The 20,274-nt window shown below is 60.7% G+C and carries 16 protein-coding genes; 5 read left to right on the plus strand and 11 right to left on the minus strand.

Annotated elements, in window-relative coordinates; all coding sequences use genetic code 11:
* Positions 1–13: 13 nt before the first annotated feature.
* The 9 genes from mnmG to ACLRDN_RS25045 all read right to left on the minus strand — a co-directional run bounded on the left by mnmG (position 14) and on the right by ACLRDN_RS25045 (position 11,677).
* Positions 14–1,942, minus strand: coding sequence for a tRNA uridine-5-carboxymethylaminomethyl(34) synthesis enzyme MnmG (gene mnmG / locus ACLRDN_RS25005; protein WP_413458468.1), 1,929 nt, complete (start codon positions 1,940–1,942; stop codon positions 14–16).
* A 305-nt stretch (positions 1,943–2,247) separates the two neighbouring features.
* On the minus strand, positions 2,248–3,009 hold the full coding sequence (locus ACLRDN_RS25010) for a sulfite exporter TauE/SafE family protein (protein WP_413460446.1): 762 nt from the start codon (positions 3,007–3,009) through the stop codon (positions 2,248–2,250).
* A 299-nt stretch (positions 3,010–3,308) separates the two neighbouring features.
* Positions 3,309–4,289: a branched-chain amino acid ABC transporter permease gene (locus ACLRDN_RS25015; RefSeq protein ID WP_121037407.1), complete on the minus strand. Its 981-nt coding sequence runs from the start codon at positions 4,287–4,289 to the stop codon at positions 3,309–3,311.
* Positions 4,290–4,301: 12 nt separating this feature from the next.
* Positions 4,302–5,186, minus strand: coding sequence for a branched-chain amino acid ABC transporter permease (locus ACLRDN_RS25020; protein ID WP_034335261.1), 885 nt, complete (start codon positions 5,184–5,186; stop codon positions 4,302–4,304).
* Between the two features lie 140 nt (positions 5,187–5,326).
* Entirely contained in the window at positions 5,327–6,535 is a 1,209-nt protein-coding gene (locus ACLRDN_RS25025) for an ABC transporter substrate-binding protein (RefSeq protein ID WP_204726320.1), read from the minus strand.
* 181 nt (positions 6,536–6,716) lie between these two features.
* Positions 6,717–7,475 (minus strand): ABC transporter ATP-binding protein, encoded by a 759-nt coding sequence (locus ACLRDN_RS25030; protein WP_371925508.1) that lies wholly within the window; start codon positions 7,473–7,475, stop codon positions 6,717–6,719.
* Entirely contained in the window at positions 7,475–8,245 is a 771-nt protein-coding gene (locus tag ACLRDN_RS25035) for an ABC transporter ATP-binding protein (RefSeq protein WP_034335283.1), read from the minus strand. The genes ACLRDN_RS25030 and ACLRDN_RS25035 overlap by 1 nt, the downstream gene beginning before the upstream one ends.
* 212 nt (positions 8,246–8,457) lie before the next feature.
* Positions 8,458–10,077, minus strand: a complete 1,620-nt coding sequence (locus ACLRDN_RS25040) for a GMC family oxidoreductase (protein ID WP_413458469.1) — start codon at positions 10,075–10,077, stop codon at positions 8,458–8,460.
* Between the two features lie 88 nt (positions 10,078–10,165).
* On the minus strand, positions 10,166–11,677 hold the full coding sequence (locus tag ACLRDN_RS25045; RefSeq protein WP_413458470.1) for a CoA-acylating methylmalonate-semialdehyde dehydrogenase: 1,512 nt from the start codon (positions 11,675–11,677) through the stop codon (positions 10,166–10,168).
* Between the two features lie 282 nt (positions 11,678–11,959).
* Here ACLRDN_RS25045 and ACLRDN_RS25050 point away from each other — a divergent pair, with 282 nt between their 5' ends.
* The gene (locus tag ACLRDN_RS25050) at positions 11,960–12,844 is read left to right on the plus strand and encodes a LysR family transcriptional regulator (protein ID WP_413458471.1); all 885 of its coding nucleotides are present in this window, start codon (positions 11,960–11,962) and stop codon (positions 12,842–12,844) included.
* Between the two features lie 448 nt (positions 12,845–13,292).
* Positions 13,293–13,595, plus strand: a complete 303-nt coding sequence (locus tag ACLRDN_RS25055; RefSeq protein ID WP_413458472.1) for a 2Fe-2S iron-sulfur cluster-binding protein — start codon at positions 13,293–13,295, stop codon at positions 13,593–13,595.
* A gap of 819 nt (positions 13,596–14,414) precedes the next feature.
* Here the strand turns inward: ACLRDN_RS25055 and ACLRDN_RS25060 are convergent.
* Positions 14,415–16,442: an AsmA family protein gene (locus ACLRDN_RS25060; protein WP_413458473.1), complete on the minus strand. Its 2,028-nt coding sequence runs from the start codon at positions 16,440–16,442 to the stop codon at positions 14,415–14,417.
* Positions 16,443–16,571: 129 nt separating this feature from the next.
* Positions 16,572–17,531: a LysR family transcriptional regulator gene (locus tag ACLRDN_RS25065; protein ID WP_034330421.1), complete on the minus strand. Its 960-nt coding sequence runs from the start codon at positions 17,529–17,531 to the stop codon at positions 16,572–16,574.
* A gap of 168 nt (positions 17,532–17,699) precedes the next feature.
* Between ACLRDN_RS25065 and ACLRDN_RS25070 the strand changes: the two genes are divergently transcribed.
* From ACLRDN_RS25070 to ACLRDN_RS25080, 3 genes are all read left to right on the plus strand, one after another.
* Complete coding sequence (locus ACLRDN_RS25070) at positions 17,700–17,933, plus strand: hypothetical protein (RefSeq protein WP_034330420.1); 234 nt, start codon at positions 17,700–17,702, stop codon at positions 17,931–17,933.
* 639 nt (positions 17,934–18,572) lie between these two features.
* Positions 18,573–18,890: a hypothetical protein gene (locus ACLRDN_RS25075; RefSeq protein ID WP_413458474.1), complete on the plus strand. Its 318-nt coding sequence runs from the start codon at positions 18,573–18,575 to the stop codon at positions 18,888–18,890.
* 219 nt (positions 18,891–19,109) lie between these two features.
* Entirely contained in the window at positions 19,110–19,877 is a 768-nt protein-coding gene (locus tag ACLRDN_RS25080) for a class II glutamine amidotransferase (RefSeq protein ID WP_039782910.1), read from the plus strand.
* Positions 19,878–20,274 lie beyond the last annotated feature (397 nt).

Consider the following 20,274-nt stretch of genomic DNA (forward strand, 5'->3'; position numbering starts at 1 on the left):
CCGGTATTTATCTTCACGCCGCCTGGTTGTCAGCGCCCGCCGCCTGTTTCAGGCCGCCCTTCTTCAGGTGCACCAGCAGCAGCGACAGCGCCGCCGGGGTCACCCCGGAAATGCGGGAAGCCTGGCCCAGGGTTTCCGGGCGATGCTTGTTGAGCTTCTGGCGCACTTCGATGGAGAGTGCCTTGACGTCCATGTAGTCGAGGTCGGCCGGCAGCTTCAGGTTTTCATTGTGATCCTGGCGGCTGATCTCGTTGGCCTGGCGCGCGATGTAACCCGCGTACTTGACCTGGATCTCGACCTGTTCACGCACCGGGCCCTCTTCGATGCCGGGGCCGGCCAGCGCCTGGCCTTCGGTACCGGTCAGGCCCATGAGGCTGTCATAAGTCACGTTGGGACGGCGCAGCAGGTCCAGCAGGTTGTATTCGCGTTCGATGGCCTTGCCCAGCACGCGCTCGGCTTCAGCCGCAGCCAGGATGCGCGGGTTCACCCAGGTCGACTTCAGGCGCTCCATTTCACGTGAAACGGCTTCGCGCTTGCGCTCGAAGGCTTCCCATTGTGCATCGCCGACGCAGCCGAGTTCGCGGCCGATTTCGGTCAGGCGCAGGTCGGCATTGTCCTCGCGCAGCGAGAGGCGATACTCGGCGCGGCTGGTGAACATGCGGTATGGCTCCTGCACGCCCTGTGTGACCAGGTCGTCGACCAGCACGCCGAGGTAGGCTTCATCGCGGCGCGGAGTCCAGGCTTCACGGCCCTGGGTCTGCAGGGCGGCGTTGATGCCGGCCAGCATGCCCTGGGCGGCCGCTTCTTCATAGCCGGTGGTGCCGTTGATCTGGCCGGCGAAGAACAGGCCCTGGACCTGGCGGGTTTCCAGCGAAGACTTCAGGCCGCGCGGATCGTAATAGTCATATTCGATGGCATAGCCGGGACGCAGGATGTGGGCGTTTTCCATGCCCTTCATCGAGCGCACCAGTTCCAGCTGCACGTCGAACGGCAGGCTGGTGGAGATGCCATTGGGGTAGAACTCGTGGGTGGTCAGGCCCTCGGGTTCCAGGTAGATCTGGTGCGAATCCTTGCTGGCGAAGCGATGGATCTTGTCTTCGATGGAGGGGCAGTAACGCGGGCCCACACCTTCGATGACGCCGGTGTACATCGGGCTGCGATCCAGCCCGCCACGGATGATGTCGTGGGTGCGGCTGTTGGTATGGGTGATCCAGCACGGCATCTGGCGCGGGTGCATGGCGGCATTGCCCATGACGGAGAACACCGGTACCGGATCGAGATCGCCCGGCTGCTCTTCCAGGATCGCCAGGTTGATGCTGCGGCCATCGATGCGCGGCGGGGTACCGGTCTTCAAGCGGCCCTGCGGCAGCTTCAATTCCTTCAGGCGCGCCGACAGCGAGACCGCTGGCGGATCACCGGCACGGCCGCCGGAATAATTGTTCAGGCCAACGTGGATCTTCCCGTCCAGGAAAGTCCCGGCGGTCAGCACCACGGCACGGCCGGCAAAGCGGATACCGGCCTGGGTGATAGCGCCGACGACGCGGTCGCCTTCCAGCATCAGGTCATCCACCGCCTGCTGGAACAGCCACAGGTTGGGCTGGTTTTCCAGGCGCGAGCGGATCGCTGCCTTGTACAGGATACGGTCGGCTTGGGCGCGGGTGGCGCGCACGGCCGGCCCCTTGGAGGAATTCAGGATGCGGAACTGGATGCCCGCCTCATCGGTGGCAATTGCCATCGCCCCACCCATGGCATCGACTTCCTTGACCAGGTGGCCCTTGCCGATCCCGCCGATGGAGGGATTGCAGGACATCTGGCCCAGGGTTTCGATGTTGTGCGTCAGGAGCAGGGTTTTCTGGCCCATGCGTGCTGCGGCCAGTGCAGCTTCGGTGCCGGCGTGACCGCCGCCAACGACGATGACGTCAAATTGTGTGGGGAATAGCATGATGCGGGCCTCGCGTAGAGGTGAGAACAGAGGCGAGATTATAAGACCTTTTGTCTGGCGGGGTCGGAGGCGGGGTCCGTAGCTGTTGGTTTACCGCACTTCCCTGCCCTGCTGGACACTATCGGCGGACGGATTCGATAGTCTTGGCTGATCAGTGAAACATCGATGGGGATTGTTTCACGTGAAACAGCGGGCTGGCTTTTGGGGTTGAAGTCGGAATATGAATAAAAAAACGGAGCATCGCGCTCCGTCTTTTGGGTCGGGGGTCGGATGTTTCACGTGAAACATCCGGTGAAGTTTCTGCCCTACTTGAGGAAAGCGTCGTAACCCGACTTCAGGATCAGTGCTCCCACCACCACCAGGAACAACTTGCGAACGAAGACGCTGCCATGTTTCATCGCCAGTCGTGTGCCCACCAGGGAGCCCCCAATGTTGAACACGGCCATCAGCAAACCCAATTGCCAGATGACGTGGCCGCTGTACCCGAACCAGCACAGGGCTGCCAGGTTGGTCGCAATGTTGACGAACTTGGAGACGGCCGAGGCCGAGAGGAAGTCATAGCTGAATACGCGCACGAACAGGAACACCAGGAAGCTGCCCGTACCCGGCCCGAACACGCCATCATAAAAGCCCACTGCCCCACCAATCAGCGCGGCGTACACGATCTCACGCGTGCCGTTCAGCGTGGGCGCATGGGTGGTGCCGAAGTCCTTCTTCTTCAACGTGTAGAGTGCAACGGCGATCAGGACGAAGGGCAAGGCCTTGCGAATCAGCTCTGTCGGGATATGGGTGACGACATAGGCTCCGAAGAAGGAAAAAGCAAAGGCTGCCATCGCCGCGGGCGTCACGGTACTCCACCGCACTGCGACGTTGCGTGCAAAGTTGATGGCAGCGGCGCTCGTGCCCATTACGCCAGCCACCTTGTTCGTCCCCAGCAAAGTCGCCGGGGCCGTATTGGGAAAGACGGAGAACAGGGTCGGCACCAGCACCAGCCCCCCTCCTCCAACAACCGCATCGATCAAGCCAGCAACGAAGGCCGCGCCACACAACACCACATAGTCCAGCATCACTCGCCCTCCCCGGACAACGTGAAGAAATGAACTGCCAGATCGGCAAAGGATGAAACAGGGCTGCGCATAGGATGAGGGGGATGGATAAACGGTGAAATGAAGAATGGATCAGGCGGGCCACATTCTACCGCCCTGCCCTCGCTGGCATCAGTCACAGAGATGATGCTTCACGCACTGTTGCGGAACACATCCCTGCTGTTCTGGCTGGTCCGTGATGAAGACAAAAAATTACCGCCGGGAAATCACCCTCAGGTGACTTGCCGGCGGCAGATGAAGTTTTAAGCTTCAGCGAAAAACTAGTGCGATCCCTTGGCTTGCCCCTTCCCGGCCAAGGCCAGGATCTCGCCCACGATACCCTTTCGGAAAGCCAGCACGCAGACGATGAAGATGAAGCCGGTCACAATCGTCACCGAATCTCCCAGGGTATTGAACCAGTCGATGCTGGTGACATTGGCCAGCCAGGCACCGATATCACCCAGCTTGTTCTCCAGCATGATGATGATGATCGCGCCGACGATGGGGCCGACGATGGTGCCCAGGCCACCCACCAGGGTCATCAGCACCACCAGGCCGGACATGCTCCAGTGCACGTCGGTCAGGGTCTCGAAGCCCAGCACCAGCGTCTTGGTGGCGCCCGCCAGACCCGACAAGCCGGCCGACAGCACGAAGGCCAGCAGCTTGTAGCGCGCCACGTCATAGCCCAGCGAGATGGCACGCGGTTCGTTCTCCTTGATGGCCTTGAGCACCTGGCCAAAGGGCGAATGGATGGTCCGCACGATCAGCGCAAAGCCTGCCACGGCGATGGCCAGCACGACGTAGTACAAGGTCATGTCGCTGCCCAGGTCGATCACGCCCAGCAGCTTGCCGCGCGGCACGCCCTGCAAGCCATCCTCGCCACCGGTGAACGGCGCCTGCAAGGCCACGAAGAACAGCATCTGCGCCAGCGCCAGGGTGATCATGGTGAAGTAGATACCCTGGCGGCGAATCGCCAGCAGCCCCATCACCAGGCCGATCAAGGCACCGGTCAGGGTACCGATGATCAGGCCCAGTTCGGTCGGCAAACCCCACACCTTCAGCGACTGGCCGCACATGTAGCCGGCCCAGCCGAGGAAAGCCGCATGGCCGAATGACAACAGCCCGGTGTAGCCAATCAGCAGGTTGAAGGCGCAGGCGAACAGCGCAAAGCACAGCATCTTCATCAGGAACACCGGGTAGATGCCGAACGGTGCCGCCAACAACAATATTAGTAAAACAGCAATTCCGATTTTCTTGTTCATGCCGGTCTCCGATTATTTCTCTTTGCCGAACAGGCCGGCCGGACGGACCATCAGGACGATGGCCATGATGATGAAGACCACGGTGGCCGACAGTTCCGGATAGAACACCCGGGTCAGGCCTTCGATCAGCCCCAGCACCAGGCCGGTGATGATCGAACCGAGGATGGAGCCCATGCCACCGATGACCACCACCGCGAAGACGGTAATGATCAGGTTCGAGCCCATCAGCGGCGAGACCTGGATCACGGGTGCCGCCAGCACACCGGCGAAGGCCGCCAGGGCCACGCCGAAGCCGTAGGTCAGGGTCACCATCAGGGGCACGTTGATGCCGAAGGCTTCCACCAGCTTGGGGTTCTCGGTACCGGCGCGCAGGTAGGCGCCCAGGCGCGTCTTCTCGATCACGAACCAGGTGGCAAAGCAGATCACCAGCGAGGCCACCACGACCCAGGCGCGATAGTTGGGCAGCACCATGAAGCCGAGGTTGGTCGCGCCCTGCAGCAGGTCAGGCACCGAATACGGCTGGCCCGAGACGCCATAGATGGAGCGGAAGATGCCCTCGATCATGAGCGTGATGCCGAAAGTCAGCAGCAGCCCGTAGAGGTGGTCCAGCTTGTAGAGCCAGCGCAGCATGGTCTTCTCGATCACGATGCCGAACAGGCCCACCAGGATCGGCGCCACGATGAGCATGACCCAGTAATTGAGTCCCAGATAGGTCAGGCCCATCCAGGCCAGGAAAGCGCCCAGCATGTAGAGCGTGCCGTGCGCGAAGTTGATCACGTTGAGCAAGCCGAAGATCACCGCCAGGCCCAGCGAGAGCATGGCGTAGAAGGAGCCGTTGACCAGGCCCAGCAGCAGCTGGCTCAACAAGGCTTGCAGGGGTATGCCGAATAGTTCCATAAAAACCCGTTCATCCAGATGGGTGAAGAACGCCACCGCTTACAGCAAAAATCTGCCATCCCCGCGTGAACAGAAATGACAGATTTTGCTGGCTGTGCGATGGCCTTACTGCTTGATGCGTGCAGCTCGATGCGAAAGGATTACTTCCAGGCCGCGCACTTGGATTCGGCCTTCGTGGTCCATGCCTGCTCTGCCGGAATGGTCTGCACCAGCTTGTAGTAGTCCCACGGATACTTCGAATCTGCCTGGGCCTTCACCTGGTACAGGTACATGTCGTGCACCACGCGGCCGTCGGCGCGCAGGTAGCCGTTCTTCTGGTACAGGTCGTTGAACTTGGCCTTGCGCAGCGCAGCCATGACCTTGTCGGAATCATCGGTACCGATTTCCTTGACGATCTTCAGGTACTGCAGCGCGGCCGAATAGTCGCCGGCTTGCAGGGAGGACGGCATTTTCTTGCGCACGGCGAAGTAGCGCTTGGCGAAGGCACGGGTTTCCTCGTTGGCATCCCAGTACCAGCTGTCGGTCAGGTACAGGCCTTCGGTGTTCTTCAGGGTCAGCGAGTGCACGTCGTTGATGAACACCAAGAGACCCGCCAGCTTGGCAGTCTTGGTAATGCCGAACTCGTTGGCGGCCTTCACCGAGTTGATGAAGTCGCCACCGGCGTTGGCCAGGCCGATGATCTGGGCCTTGGAGCTCTGTGCCTGCAGCAGGAAGGACGAGAAGTCCGACGCGCCCAGCGGGTGCTTGACCGCGCCCACCACGGTGCCGCCGGAGGCCTTCACGACGTTGGCGGTATCGGATTCCAGCGAGTGGCCGAAGGCATAGTCAGCGGTCAGGAAGAACCAGCTCTTGCCGCCCTGCTTCACCACCGCCGAACCGGTGCCCTTGGCCAGGGCCACGGTGTCGTAGGCGTAGTGCACGGTGTAGGGCGAGCACTCTTCATTGGTCAGGCGGGCCGTACCGGCACCGACCGAGAAATAGACCTTCTTCTTTTCGGCTGCGACCTTGGCGCTGGCCAGGGCGGTGCCGGAGTTGGTGCCACCGATCAGCACATCCACGCCCTGCTGGTCGAACCATTCACGGGCCTTGCTGGCGGCCACGTCGGCCTTGTTCTGGTGGTCGGCCACGACCAGTTCGATCTTCTTGCCGTTGATGGAACCGCCCATGTCGGCGATGGCCATCTTGATGGCTTCTGCGCCACCCTGGCCGTCGATGTCCGAATACACGCCCGAGATATCGGTAATGAAACCGATCTTGATCACATCACCCGAGATCTGTGCCGAAGCCGGCGCGGTCGCGAATGCCGCAGCAGCTGCGGTAACGGCCAGTGCCATTGCCTTGAGTTTCATTTTCATCTCCTCTGTTATGAAGCCCGCTTGATGATTTCGATGCGAGACAACTTGGTGGAACGGGGAGAGGATCTGCTCACCCCGCGGACGTACTTGTTGGCAGTACTTCTTAGTCGTGAAGCTGGTGATACCGGAAAAATCTGGAGGCCGGCCCCGGCAGCGCAGTGCCGAGGCGCGGTGCTTAAACGCCGAGCAGTTCGTTCAAGGTCTGCATCTTCGCTTCCAGCTGGGAGGAAGCGAAGGATTCGACGATCTGGCCGTGTTCCATCACATAGAAGCGATCTGCCAGCGGCGCGGCGAAGCGGAAGTTCTGCTCGACCATGACGATGGTGTAGCCCTTGGCCTTGAGGGTGGTGATCATGCGGGCCAGGGCCTGCACGATGACCGGCGCCAGGCCTTCGGAGATCTCGTCGAGCAGCAGCAGGCGGGCACCGGTGCGCAGGATGCGGGCCACGGCCAGCATCTGCTGTTCACCACCGGACAGGCGCGTGCCCTGGCTGTTGCGACGTTCCTTCAGGTTGGGGAACATCTCGTAGATCTCGTCGATGGACATGCCCTTGTCGGTCTTGGAGACGAAGGGCGGCAGCATCAGGTTTTCTTCGGCCGAGAGCGAGGAGAAGATGCCCCGCTCTTCCGGGCAATACCCCACGCCGTAGTGAGCGATCTTGTGGGTGGCCAGGTTGATGGTTTCCTGGCCGTTGATCTTGATCGAGCCCTTGCGGGTACCGACCAGGCCCATGATGGAGCGCAGCGTGGTAGTACGGCCGGCACCGTTGCGGCCCAGCAGCGTCACCACCTCGCCCTGGTGGACGTTGAGGTTGACGTTGTGCAGGATGTGCGATTCGCCGTACCAGGATTGCAGATCGCTGATCTGCAGCACCAGAGGCGCGGAAGAAGAAGACGTCGTCATGGCAGCAGCATTCATGGTGGCGGTACTCATCAGTGAGCCCCTTGCAGTTCGGCCGAGGTGCTGCCCATGTAGGCTTCCATCACCTGCGGATTGCGCGAGACTTCTTCATAGCTGCCTTCGGCCAGCAGCGCGCCGCGTTGCAGCACGCTGATGCGGTCGCAGATGCCGGAGATCACGCTCATGTTGTGCTCCACCATCAGGATGGTGCGGCCGGCCGAGACCTTCTTGATCAGGGCGGTGACACGGTCCACGTCTTCGTGGCCCATGCCCTGGGTCGGTTCGTCCAGCAGCATCAGTTCCGGCTCCATGGCCAGGGTGGTAGCGATCTCCAGGGCGCGCTTGCGGCCGTACGGGAGGTCCACCGTGGTGGTGCGGGCAAAACTGGTCAGGTCCACTTCTTCCAGCAGCTGCATGGCGCGCTCGTCGAGCTGCTTGAGGCTCTCGCCGTTCTTCCAGAAATGAAACGAAGTACCGAGCTTGCGCTGCAGGCCGATGCGCACGTTTTCCAGCACGCTCATGTGCGGGAAGACAGCGGAAATCTGGAAGGAACGAATGATGCCCTGGCGCGCGATCTGCGCAGGCGCATCCATGGTGATGTCTTTGCCGTTGAACAGGATCTGGCCCGAGGTCGGCACCAGGAACTTGGTCAAGAGGTTGAAGCAAGTCGTCTTGCCGGCGCCATTGGGGCCGATCAAGGCATGAATGTGACCGCGCTCAATTTGCAGGTTGACCGCGCTTACTGCCGTGAAACCCTTGAATTCCTTCGTCAGGTTTCTTGTCTCCAGAATGACGTCTGTCATGGTCTCTTCTTTCCCTTTGATGCCCGCGCCGGTGGATCCGGTCGTCGAGGCCTGCCTGCTGCGGACAAGCTGAATCTTTTGGATTCAGGAACCGCGTTGTTTACCTGGCGAATCGAGAAGCTAGTTTTAATATTTGGCGCATAGTAGCCGGTTCGTACCATTCATACAATACGTATAAGTACCGTATGGTCCAGCGGCTGGGAATTGCCGTCTTATGCCCGGGAAAGCAGGCTGGAAGCGACTTTCTCGGCGATCATGACGGTCGGGGAATTGGTGTTGCCGGAGGTGATGGAGGGCATCACGGAGGCATCGGCCACGCTCAGTCCTGACACGCCGCGCACCCGGCATTGGGCATCGACCACGGCCATGGCATCATCGCTGCGGCCCATGCGGCAGGTACCGACCGGATGGAAGATGGTGGTGCCCACTTCACCGGCGGCGCGATACAGATCGGCTTCACTTTCGTATTGCGTGCCCGGCTTGTATTCCTCGGGGCGATAGCGCGAGAGCGCGGGCGAGGCCGCGATGCGGCGGGTCAGGCGCAGCGCGTTGGCGGCGACCTTGAGGTCTTCTTCGGTAGAGAGATAGTTGGTGGTGATCTTGGGCGCCAGGGCGTGATCGGTCGAGCCCAGGCGCACGTGGCCGCGCGAGGTCGGACGCAGGTTGCACACGCTGGCGGTGAAGGCCGGGAAGGCGTGAAGAGGATCGCCGAATTTTTCCAGCGACAGCGGCTGCACGTGATATTGCAGGTTGGCGCTGGCCTGCTGCGCATCGGATTTGGCGAAGGCGCCCAGCTGCGAGGGCGCCATCGACATCGGGCCGCTTTGCAGGAGCAGGTATTCCAGCCCGATCTTCATCTTGCCGACCAGCGTCGACGCCATGGCGTTGAGGGTCCTGGCGCCATCGACCTTGAAAACCATGCGCATCTGCAGGTGATCCTGCAGGTTCTCGCCCACGCCCGGCAGCGCATGTACCACCGGGATCTGGTGCTGTTGCAGCAGCGCGGGATCGGCGATGCCCGACATCTGCAGGATGTGCGGCGAACCGATGGCACCGGCACAGAGAATGGTTTCCTTGGCTTCGGCAAACCAGGCACTGCCCCCGCCGGTGAATTCGACGCCGGTGCACACCGGCCCCTGCTCGCCCTGCTCCATGCGCAGGCGGCTCACGTGGGAGCCGGTCATGATGGTGAGGTTGCCATCCTTCATGGCAGGCCGCAGGAAGGCCTTGGAAGCGTTCCAGCGCACGCCGCGCTTCTGGTTGACGTCGAAGTAGCCAGAGCCCTCGTTGTCGCCGCAGTTGAAGTCCTCAACCTTGGGGATGCCATTCTCGGCGGCCGCATCGCGGAAGGCATCGAGGATATCCCAGCGCAGGCGCTGCTTCTCCACGCGCCATTCACCACCGGCTCCGTGGAACTGGCTGGCACCGAGGTGATAGTCCTCGCTTTTCTTGAACAGCGGAAGGACGTTCTGCCAGCGCCAGCTGTCGTCCCCCGTGACCTCGGCCCAGTGCTCGTAGTCACGCGCCTGGCCGCGCATGTAGATCATGCCGTTGATGGAAGAGCAGCCGCCCAGCACCTTGCCGCGCGGGTAGATCAGGCTGCGGCCGTTGAGGCCCGCATCGGCCTCGGTGCGGAACATCCAGTCAGTCCGTGGATTGTTGATGCAGTAGAGATAGCCCACCGGGATATGAATCCAGATGTAGTCGTCCTTGGCACCCGCTTCCAGCAGCAGCACCTTCTTGCCGGTCTGGCGCGAGAGCCGGTTGGCCATGACGCAGCCGGCCGTGCCGGCGCCAATGATGATGTAGTCGTATTGCCCTGCCGATTGCATGGTGTCTCCGCTGGCTTGTTCTTGTGATCTTGTGGTCTTGTCGTCTGCTGCCGCCCCCTGCCCCGGCAAGAGGCGGCCGGCGCCCGGCTTACTTCGCCACCGGCATGGTGAACTCCGCGCCCTTGCCGATGGTGGCCGACCAGCGCTGCATGATGGACTTGTAGCGCGTATAGAAGCGGATACCCTCTTCGCCATAGGCATGGGTATCGCCGAAGAGCGAGCGCTTCCAGCCGCCGAAGGAATGCCAGGCCATCGGCACCGGGATGGGCACGTTGATGCCCACCATGCCGACCTGGATGCGGCGCGAGAATTCATGCGCGGTATTGCCGTCGGCCGTAAAGAGCGAGACGCCATTGCCGTACTCATGCGCGTTGATCAGCTGCACGGCCGAAGCGAAGTCCGGCACGCGCACCACGCACAGCACCGGACCGAAGATTTCTTCCTGGTAGATCTTCATGTCGGTGGTGACATTGTCGAAGAGCGTGCCGCCGATGAAGAATCCTTCCTCATGGCCTGGCACCTTCAGCCCGCGGCCATCGACCAGCAGCCTGGCACCAGCATCCACGCCGCTCTGGATGTAACCCTCCACCTTGGCCTTGTGGGCGGCGGTGACCAGCGGGCCCATCTCGGCGTCATCTTCCATGCCGTTCTTGACCTTGAGCGCCTTCACGCGCGGGATCAGTGCCTCCACCAGCTTGTCGGCCACGCTGCCCACGGCCACCGCCACCGAGATCGCCATGCAGCGCTCGCCGGCCGACCCATAGGCCGCACCGATCAGGGCATCGACGGCCTGCTCCAGGTTGGCGTCGGGCATGACCACAAGGTGGTTCTTGGCACCGCCCAGGGCCTGGGCGCGCAGCGGGAAGGTACCGGCCCGCTCGGTGGCCTTGCGGTAGATGTATTCAGCAATGGGGGTCGAGCCGACGAAGGACACCGCCTGCACCTCGGGATGCTCCAGCAGCGCGTCCACGGCCACCTTGTCGCCCTGGACCACGTTGAAGACGCCGTCCGGCAGGCCGGCGCGCTTGAACAGTTCAGCCAGCATCAGCGAAGGTGAAGGATCGCGCTCGGAAGGCTTGAGCACGAAGCTGTTGCCGGTGGCAATGGCAATCGGCGCCATCCACAGCGGCACCATCACCGGGAAGTTGAACGGGGTGATGCCGGCCGTCACGCCCAGAGGCTGGCGCAGGTTCCAGTTGTCGATGCCGCCGCCGATGTTGTCGGTGAACTGGGTCTTGAGCAATTGCGGGATGCCGGTGGCGAATTCGACGATCTCCAGGCCGCGCGTGACCTCCCCTTTCGCATCCGAAAACACCTTGCCGTGCTCCAGCGTGATGGCCTTGGCCAGCGCATCGTGGTTCTGCTCGATCAGCTCCTTGAACTTGAACAGCACCCGTGCCCGCTTCAACGGTGCCGTCTCAGCCCAGGCCGGAGCCGCTGCACTGGCGGCGGCCACGGCGGCATTGACTTCCTGTACCGAGGCCAGGGAGACCTTGGCGCTGGCAGCGCCGGTGGCCGGGTTGAAGACGTCCTGGCTGCGGCCGCTCTCGGAGCGCGAAATCTGGCCATTGATGAAGTGATCGATCTGCGGGAGGCTCATAAGGTTTCCTTTGGTGTTTTCAGTGAAGATGGAAGGCGCTGTCTCCTGCTCCCTCCTGCAAGCGGGCCACATCCGTCACCCCGACGGACGATGGGCATGGAAGAGCAAGAATAGTCGCCTGCCGGTTTCACATCCAATGAGGAATTATCAAGAGCAATATAAAGAATGCTTATAATCGAGGCATTATTGTTCACACGCTACCCACAAGATCCTCACAGGCTGTACACCGGGATATCCACATCCCATCTCCCTTGAAATGCTGAGCGATCATGGAAGAAGACCATGGATCTGACGCAATTACGCGCATTTATCGCAGTTGCCCATGAAGGCAATCTGACCCGGGCCGCCGAAAAGCTGCATCTGACCCAGCCGGCCGTAAGCCTGCAGATCAAGGCGCTGCAGGAAAGTCTGGGCCTGGCCTTGTTCAATCGGAGTGCATCCGGCATGGTCCTCACCGCCGAGGGCAATACCTTGCTCCCTTTCGCCGAGCGCGTGCTGGGCGATGTCCAGGAATTGCGCCGTCATGCCACCGGATTGCGTTCCAGCGACAACCTTCTTTCCGGCAGCCTGGCCATCGGCACCATCCTGGATCCGGAATTCATCCGGCTCGGTGCTTTCCTGAAGTTGCTGGTCGAGCGGCATCCGCAGCTGTCGACCCAGCTGTCGCATCACATGTCGGGTTCGGTGCTCAATGAAGTGCGGGCGGGCAAGCTCGATGTCGGATTTTTCCTCGGGGATCCCGGCAAGGGTTTTCACGCCATGACGCTGACCTCATTCAGCTACAACGTGATCGCCCCGGCCGGCTGGAAGAATCGCGTTTCGGGCAAAGGATGGAAAGAACTAGCGCGCCTGCCGTGGATATGGACGCCCGCAGAATCCGCTCATCATCGTCTATTAAGCAAGATCTTCGCCCAACATCAGACAAAACCGCAGACCGTAGCTTTGGTGGACCAGGAGTCGTCCATGCTCGACCTGGTGAAATCCGGGGTCGGTCTCTCCCTGGCGCGGGAGTCCATCGCCTTGAGCCAGGCGCATGCGCATGGTCTCGTGATTGCAGATGCGGTCGAACTGTCGACCGAACTGAGCTTCATTGCATTAGAAAAAAGACAACATGAAGCCGCCATCAAGGCCGTTTTTCAATTGCTGCAACAAGTCTGGCAGACCTGAATGCTGAAAGAACTTGCCTTGAAGACATCTCTTCAAGTTGTGTTATGGCAATTTCTTTCTGAAATCCCCGTCTTCCTGCCGAACCTAAAGGGATTTTCACCCGTATCAGGAGCTTGCCAAGGGCTTTTCAGCGGCTTTTGGTGTTTGAAAGCTAATTTTTTGGAAAGATGTCCACTGCGCACGCGCTTTCGGTTCTTTAATTCAGATGTGGATATATATAAGTAGTAGTAGTTGTTAACGTCGCCAAAAACTGTGGATAACTCGGTTTACACGAAAAGAATCAAGACTTTAGCTTTCTGATAAACGCTTGGTAAGCTTCTGCATTGCCGAGGCACAGATTCTGGACAATTTTTCGGCGGTGGACAAATCAGCGAGATATACCCAAAACGCCCAGCGGATATGCAGAGACTTATCCACAGGCGGCCTTCAAACCCCGGAAAATTGCGGCATGGACAACAAAAAACCGTTCTTCGTAGAAATTCAGCCTTCGGGTTTGCAATTTGAACAAGTTGATGGACTGTCTCTGCTGCAGTCGGGCCTGCGCGCCGGTGTCCGGCTGCCCAACTCGTGCCGCAATGGCACTTGCCGGACCTGCATGTGCAAATTGTTCACAGGCGAAATCGCCTACCAGATCGAATGGCCCGGACTGACGCGGGAAGAAAAGGCCGAAGGCTGGATCCTGCCGTGTGTGGCCGAAGCCACAAGCGACCTGGCGCTCGATGTTCCGGCCGCGATTGACCTGAAGGCTTGATGATTTATCCACTGCGGTCGTCAAAACCGCAGGATTTCCAGTCGCCAAACCCGGATTGCCGTCTCCTGTGGATAAAAAAAGCCGCTCAAGGCGGCGCGCAGGCCCGTGGCGGGCTTTCTTTTCCACAGCGCTCTGCACCCTGCGTCCTCCATGACCGCGTCGCGTAGGCCCTTATCCAGGACCCATCCTGGCGATCACAGCTGAAAAACTTGCCCACAGCGTATTTTTCCCGTCTTCCCTGCGCTGAAATTCACGAATTCCCCCCGTTTTGTTGCCAGGCAGAACAGCCCTGCCGGGTTGGAGACCAGGCAGCGTCGCGGGCGAAAGCTCGTGCGCTTAGGCTTTAAATCTAAGCTGTTTATAAAATTAGTAGTGATGGTTAACGTCCGGGTCCCACTGTGGATAACTTGGTTAACACGAGAAAAATCAGCCGTTTACGAAAAGGACAACGCCTTGGGCAAGGTCTGTATGAGCCCATAACCGATCTTGGATAAAAATCCGCCTTTGGATAACTTTTTGACTTTTCCCCAAACGATGAAAAAGTTATTCAGAACTTTATCCACAGGCATTTGCGAATTTGATGGATTCGGCACCGGCAACCCGAGATTTTCGAGAAGTCACCGATTTCCGACATTTGGTCACCGATTTACCCCAGCTGAACTGCCCAAAAGGGCAGATCGCACAGAGTTTGTGGGGTTTTTCTTCACAGGCATCAAAAGCACACGGTCTTCGAGAGACGCGATGCACACCAGAAATGACGCCGGGCCAGGGAAGTTATCCCCTGGCCCGGCGGCAAGAATCTTCACGTTTTTGAGCTGCTTAATTTTTAGGCGCGCGCTTCTGCACAGTGCTTTTGCCCGGTGGAGGAGCCTGGGGCGCTTTCTTCACTTCTTCCAGTAATTGGCCGCACTCAGCCTTCTGGTCGCCGTCGATATTGATGAGGGGCAGGATGGCCGTCACCGGTGCCAGCAGACCCAGCGCCACCGCACCGCCGGCGCGCAGCGCCAGCACGCCCTTGTCCACGCCCACGTCCGGATTCTTGAAGCTGCCCTTCACGTACAGCGGCGAGCGCAGCGAGATGATGCGCAAGCCCTTGCTGCGCGGGTGGACGTTCAGGTCCAGCTGTTCGCGCTTCATGTCGATGCTGCCATCGACCACGATGAGGGCGTCTTCCGTGTCCAGCAGCAGGGTCTTCACGTTCATGACCCCGTCATGCACGGGCAAGTCGCCGGCCAGGCAATTGAGCTTGACCTCCTTGTCGCCGAACAGCTTGCTGATGACCACGTTGCCCACGTTCAGGCCGGCAGCCTCCAGCAGGAATTTGCTGATGGCGCCCTGGTTGACCAAGGTCTTCACTTCGCCATTGGCCGAGCCGAGCATGGCCGCCACTGAATTGCCGGTTGCGCTCAGCTTGGCGTCGCCGTTGATCTCGCCGAAGCTGGTTCGGGAGGCATCGAGCTGGGGATAGAGTTTCTGGATCTTCAGCTTGCGTGCAGAAAGCTTCATCTCGGACTTCATCCGGGCGGCCTGGCCATCCAGCCGGATGGTGGAGGTCAGGTTGCCGCCAGCCACGCCGAAGTTAAGCGGGTCGAGCGTGAGCACCTTGTCCTTCAGGATCAGGTGCGCCTGCAGGTCGCTGATGGGCAGCCCCTCCTGGCGCGTGATGCTTTTGCCGGTGAAGCGTACATCCGCATCCAGCGCGCCCCATGCATCGGTACTGAAGGTCTTGACCGGCAGCACCTTGTCCCCGGGTTGGCGCTCCTCGGCACCGCGCTGGGCTTTATCGGCGTTGGAGTCGGCGCCGATCAGCGGGGCCAGGTCGTCGAAGCGCAGCACCTTGGAGGTCAGCGCGCCAGTCAGTTGCGGGCGTGCGCCGCCGGTCAGGTAGTCCAGGCTGCCGCTGAGATCGCTGTCGCCGACCTTGCCGCTGAAGTCCTGGTAATGCCATTGGCTGCGATCCGGGGAGATCTTGCCGATCAGGCGGCCTTCAGTGGCAAAGGGCGGCGTTTCCGGCAGCAGCACGCCGGTCAGCGGATAGAGGTTGCCCATGCTGGCGCCGGCAATCGAGAGCCGCAGGTCCAGCGCGGCCAGCTCGGCCGGCTTGGTCAGGGTGCCACGCACGCCGATGGCGGTCTTGCCGACCTTCACCTGGGCCTGCAGCGGATACGGTTGCTGCTGGTCCTGCAGGGACAGCACGCCACCGGCCTTGCCCTCGCCCGACACCGGCGCGCCGTTGAAGCTGCCGGCGAGCTTCCAGCCCAGCCCGTAGATCTTTTCCTTGTCGGGATCAAGGGTGTCGATGTCAGCCTTGATGTTGATCTTTTGCACAGCGTCGTCGAGGGCCAGCTTGCCCTGGCGCAGGCTGATGCGCCCGAGCTGCAGCTGCCAGGCCGATGGGCCGCTGTTGTCGGTCTTGAAGGTCCAGTTGTTCACAGCCTCGCGATTGCGCAGCAGAGACACGGAAGGATCCTGCACCTCCAGCGAGGGCAAAGAAATCTTGTGCACAAGCAGCGGCAAGGGATTGAGCGTGAAAGTGACTTGCCGCACCGTCGCCATCTGCCCCGAGGAAGCAAACGCTGCCGGATTGCCAAGCCGCAGGTTCTCCGCCTGCAAGCGCGGCCAGGGCACCCAGAAGCTGGCTGGCGGGGTGGTCGGCTCAGGCCGTTGCCAGTGCAGGGAGAGATTGCCGTCGATGGCGAACTCGCGCCCGGTGGCGGCCGAAACGCGGGTATTGATCCAGGGCTTGGCCCGGTTCCAGTCGAAGGTGAGGATGAAAATGACCGCGGCGGCGATCACGAGGACAAGGCTGGCAAGCAGCCAAAGGAGGATTTTGGTCAGGCGCGGCATCGGGTCGGCTTCCCTGGTTGGGGTTATCAACAGGCGCCGATGCGCGCGGGGGGCGGTTTTCCGGGCGCCTGTCTCCGGGACGCCTGTGGATGAGTCAGTTCGGGAAAGCCGTTGGCCGCACGCGCTGCATCAGCGCTTCATGTTGATACGACCAAATTCGTCATGGGTTGTTGCAGACAAGTGTGCACGCAGCCACTTGTGGGCCGGATTGCGGGCGTCGCGTTCATGCCAGAGCATGTCCACGTGCTCTTCCGGAGTCTGGAAGGGCAATTCCTTCACCACCAGCGCCTCGGCCATGCCGGTGGCTGCCACCAGGTGGCGCGGCAGCACGGTGATGAGCTCGGAGCTGGCCACGATGCGCCCGGCCGTGAAGAACTGGTTCACCGTCAGCAGGATCTTGCGCTCGCGGTTCATGCCCGCCAGCACGTCATCGATGACGGCATGGGGTTTGCCTGACAGGCTCACCAGCAGGTGATCGGCGCTGCAGTAGCTATCCAGCGTCAGCGGCTGCCCGGCCAGCGGATGGTTCTTGTGCATCACGCAGACGTACTGGCCGGTGTAGAGCCGCGCATGGCTGATCTGGCTCTTGGCCATGCCCTGGCCATCGGCCAGCTGCGCGGTCACGCCGGGAAAGAAGCCCACGGCCAGGTCGATGTCCCCGCGCAGCAGCATGGCGCGCGGATCGCGGGTGGTCAGCGGCATCATGCGGATCTTGATGCGCGGGGCGTCGCGCATGATGGTGCGCACCAGCGAAGGCAGCCAGAGCGCGGCCGTGGCGTCCACCATGGCCATGCGGAAGGTGTTCTGGGCGCGCGAGATGTCGAAGCTTTCGGGCGCGATCACCGCTTCCAACTCGGAAAGCGCCCGGCGCACGGTCGGCCACAGTTCTTCGGCGCGCGGCGTGGGCTTGACCCCGTGGGCGGTGCGGATCACCAGGTCATCGTTGAGAGTGTCGCGCAGGCGGCGTAGCGCATTGGAGACAGCCGGCTGCGTCATGGCCAGCAAATTGGCGGCGCGCGTGAGGTTCTGCTCGGTCATGACGGCGTCGAATACGCGCAACAGGTTCAGGTCCAGGGTGAGAAAGCTCATAGGGCGGGCCTTTGTGGCGGCAAGGAGAGGCAGTATGGACGCCGGTGATCGCCGGCAGAAAGATTATTCACAGATTATATAACTGATATCCGAAACGGAAAGTGGGCAAACAAATGTGAGTTCACTACACTGCAATGCAACATAACACACAACGTCAAGGATCGAATCATGGCAACCATCGCACAAAGCACCAACAGCACCTTCAAGAGCAAGTTCGCCGCCGTCATGCGCAACATCTTCATCCACTTCGTCAAGGCCCACGAGCTGCAAGCCGTTGCTCTGGTCGCCGCCGAACAGGATCGCGCTACCGGTGCCCGCCAGCTGAACCGCATGGCCGACAAGTTCGAAGCCACCCAGCCGAACCTGGCTGCTGAACTGCGCTTCATCGCTTCGCGCGGTTAATCGAAGGTTTCTGCTTCACCAGATTCAAGTTTTACCGGTCGCGCATGACTTCTGCGTGACCTTGGCATCAGCCCCGAGGCCGATGCCGGTAGTGAAGGATTTCGGTAGTTCCCGGCGCGTACGGCGCTTATGTTGACGCTGATTCGATCAACGCGTCAGGACACCGATCCGTTGTCTCCTCCTCCCTCTTTAGGAAGGATTAACCCCGCAGGCTCAGCCTGTGGGGTTTTTTTTCGTGGGTCCGCTGCAAGCCGCGTGCGGCGGGCTTCCTGCCTTTGCAGGCTGCATGTCCGGATGGCCGGATATGAGCGTTTCCCCCGATTTTCCCATGCCAGATATTCAGCGCCCCCGGACCTGGCGTCAAACGGCGTTGTAAATCCGCATCGGTTCCGTCAAGAAAGCTGTGCCGGCGCGACGGCATCGGCGGCTCCTGGTCGCCTTGTCTCCCGCTTGAAGCGGGTTCCAGGGCGATATGAAGAATTTGGCAGGCTGAAACCGCTTTATTCACAAAGGCTATAACTGATATGAGAACTCTAAAGTAGTCATACAGGCCCCGAACCAGCATACTGCGACGCAACAACAGTGAACTTGAACGTCGCGCAATCGTGTCGCGGCCTGATTATCAGAGGTAGAAATATCATGTCCTTCCTGAACCTGGCCTTTCCCGCAGAAGCAGCCCTGCCCTTCGCGCAGTCCTTCCTCGGTTTGATCGCGGCTTATGTCCGTCCGGCGCTGGGTCTGGGTGCACTGGTGACCCTGATGATGGTGTTCAAGCCGCTGATCCTGGGACTGGCGCAAGCCGCCGTGCTGCTGGTCAAGCCGCGCAAGTCGCTGGAGCAACGCATCCTGGCGCACAAGTTCAGCGGCAAGATGATGCTGAACCGCATGGCCAACGAATACAGCCTGTCCCAACCAAGTTTTGCCGCCGAACTGCGCAACATGGCCGCGCGTGACTGATCCAGTCCCCGCCTGACCGTCGTTCGAGGCCCACCGGCTTCTGGTCGTGTAGTTGAAGTTTTGTAGGTCGTACTGTGTCTCCTCCTCCCTCTTTAGGAAGGATTAGCCCCGCCAGCGCAAGCTCGCGGGGCTTTTTTTGTCCACAGCCCGCGTCATGGCCGGTGGCAATCGTGATAACTTGTTCATCTGACTATCATCACAGCCTCACCGCAAGACATCATGTGCCAGCTTCTCGGGATGAACTGCAACACCCCCACCGATATCGTCTTCAGCTTCACCGGCTTTGCCACCCGTGGCGGGCTGACCGATCACCACCGCGATGGCTGGGGGATCGCCTTCTTCGAGGGCTCCGGGGTGCGCACCTTCGTCGATCACCAGGCCGCCGTGGAGTCGCCGGTGGCCGAGCTGATCAAGCGCTATCCGATCAAGTCGCAGCACGTCATCGCCCATATCCGCAAGGCCACGCAAGGTCGCGTCACGCTGGCCAACTGCCATCCCTTCGTGCGCGAACTGTGGGGCCGCTATTGGGTGTTTGCCCACAATGGTGACCTGAAAAACTTCACCCCCACGCTGGACGGGCCTTTCCGGCCGGTCGGCACCACCGATAGTGAACTGGCCTTCTGCTTCATCCTGCAGGAGATGCGCAAGCGCTTCGGCGACACCCTGCCCTTGCTGGCCGACCTGCGCGTGGCGCTGCGCGAGATCGTCGACGGCATCGCCAGCCATGGCACCTTCAACATGCTGCTCTCGGACGGCTCGGCGCTGTATACCCACTGCTCCACCAATCTCTATTACATCGTCCGCCAGCATCCCTTTGCCAAGGCCAAGCTGTCGGACGAGGATCTGTCGGTCGACTTTTCCGAAGTCACCACCACCAATGACCGGGTGGCCGTGATCGTCACCCAGCCGCTGACCGACAATGAAGTCTGGACCCAATATCAGACTGGTGAAATGAAGGTCTTTGTCGATGGTGCTGTGGTCGATTGACGCCGGCCTTTTTGTCTTATCCACAGCCGGATTTTTCCTTCCGTTCACGTTGCCCACAGGGGAAATCGGGGACAGGATTCGTCCCGATTTCCGGTTTTGCACAGGCTGTTACAAAAAACCTCGTCCCCAAGGATGAGCTTGTCTTGTCCACAAGCGCGCTACTCTGTCCCCCTATCACCCGCCCCTCAAGCGCCTTTACGTGAATGCTATGAAGATGGTTGCTGCGCCGCCTGTGGATAGATGAAGTTTTTCAGGGTTTTTTGCCGGTTCGCCTGTGGATAACTTAAGTTTACCGGAGTAAAATGCGTCCCTCGTTTCGCGCCCGGACGACTTCGTCCACAGGCCCGTCCTTTGGACGCGGCAGTCGGGCGCCGCAATCATCCGACAAGAAAGCTTC

This window comes from Herbaspirillum huttiense (genome assembly GCF_047300815.1).
Classification (GTDB): domain Bacteria; phylum Pseudomonadota; class Gammaproteobacteria; order Burkholderiales; family Burkholderiaceae_D; genus Herbaspirillum; species Herbaspirillum huttiense_A.

Bases quoted from the DNA above. Each gene is read 5' to 3' on its own strand.
- mnmG (WP_413458468.1), bottom strand. From the start codon at position 1,942: ATGCTATTCCCCACACAATTTGACGTCATCGTCGTTGGCGGCGGTCAC.
- ACLRDN_RS25010 (WP_413460446.1), bottom strand. From the start codon at position 3,009: ATGCTGGACTATGTGGTGTTGTGTGGCGCGGCCTTCGTTGCTGGCTTG.
- ACLRDN_RS25015 (WP_121037407.1), bottom strand. From the start codon at position 4,289: ATGAACAAGAAAATCGGAATTGCTGTTTTACTAATATTGTTGTTGGCG.
- ACLRDN_RS25020 (WP_034335261.1), bottom strand. From the start codon at position 5,186: ATGGAACTATTCGGCATACCCCTGCAAGCCTTGTTGAGCCAGCTGCTG.
- ACLRDN_RS25025 (WP_204726320.1), bottom strand. From the start codon at position 6,535: ATGAAACTCAAGGCAATGGCACTGGCCGTTACCGCAGCTGCTGCGGCA.
- ACLRDN_RS25030 (WP_371925508.1), bottom strand. From the start codon at position 7,475: ATGAGTACCGCCACCATGAATGCTGCTGCCATGACGACGTCTTCTTCT.
- ACLRDN_RS25035 (WP_034335283.1), bottom strand. From the start codon at position 8,245: ATGACAGACGTCATTCTGGAGACAAGAAACCTGACGAAGGAATTCAAG.
- ACLRDN_RS25040 (WP_413458469.1), bottom strand. From the start codon at position 10,077: ATGCAATCGGCAGGGCAATACGACTACATCATCATTGGCGCCGGCACG.
- ACLRDN_RS25045 (WP_413458470.1), bottom strand. From the start codon at position 11,677: ATGAGCCTCCCGCAGATCGATCACTTCATCAATGGCCAGATTTCGCGC.
- ACLRDN_RS25050 (WP_413458471.1), top strand. From the start codon at position 11,960: ATGGATCTGACGCAATTACGCGCATTTATCGCAGTTGCCCATGAAGGC.
- ACLRDN_RS25055 (WP_413458472.1), top strand. From the start codon at position 13,293: ATGGACAACAAAAAACCGTTCTTCGTAGAAATTCAGCCTTCGGGTTTG.
- ACLRDN_RS25060 (WP_413458473.1), bottom strand. From the start codon at position 16,442: ATGCCGCGCCTGACCAAAATCCTCCTTTGGCTGCTTGCCAGCCTTGTC.
- ACLRDN_RS25065 (WP_034330421.1), bottom strand. From the start codon at position 17,531: ATGAGCTTTCTCACCCTGGACCTGAACCTGTTGCGCGTATTCGACGCC.
- ACLRDN_RS25070 (WP_034330420.1), top strand. From the start codon at position 17,700: ATGGCAACCATCGCACAAAGCACCAACAGCACCTTCAAGAGCAAGTTC.
- ACLRDN_RS25075 (WP_413458474.1), top strand. From the start codon at position 18,573: ATGTCCTTCCTGAACCTGGCCTTTCCCGCAGAAGCAGCCCTGCCCTTC.
- ACLRDN_RS25080 (WP_039782910.1), top strand. From the start codon at position 19,110: ATGTGCCAGCTTCTCGGGATGAACTGCAACACCCCCACCGATATCGTC.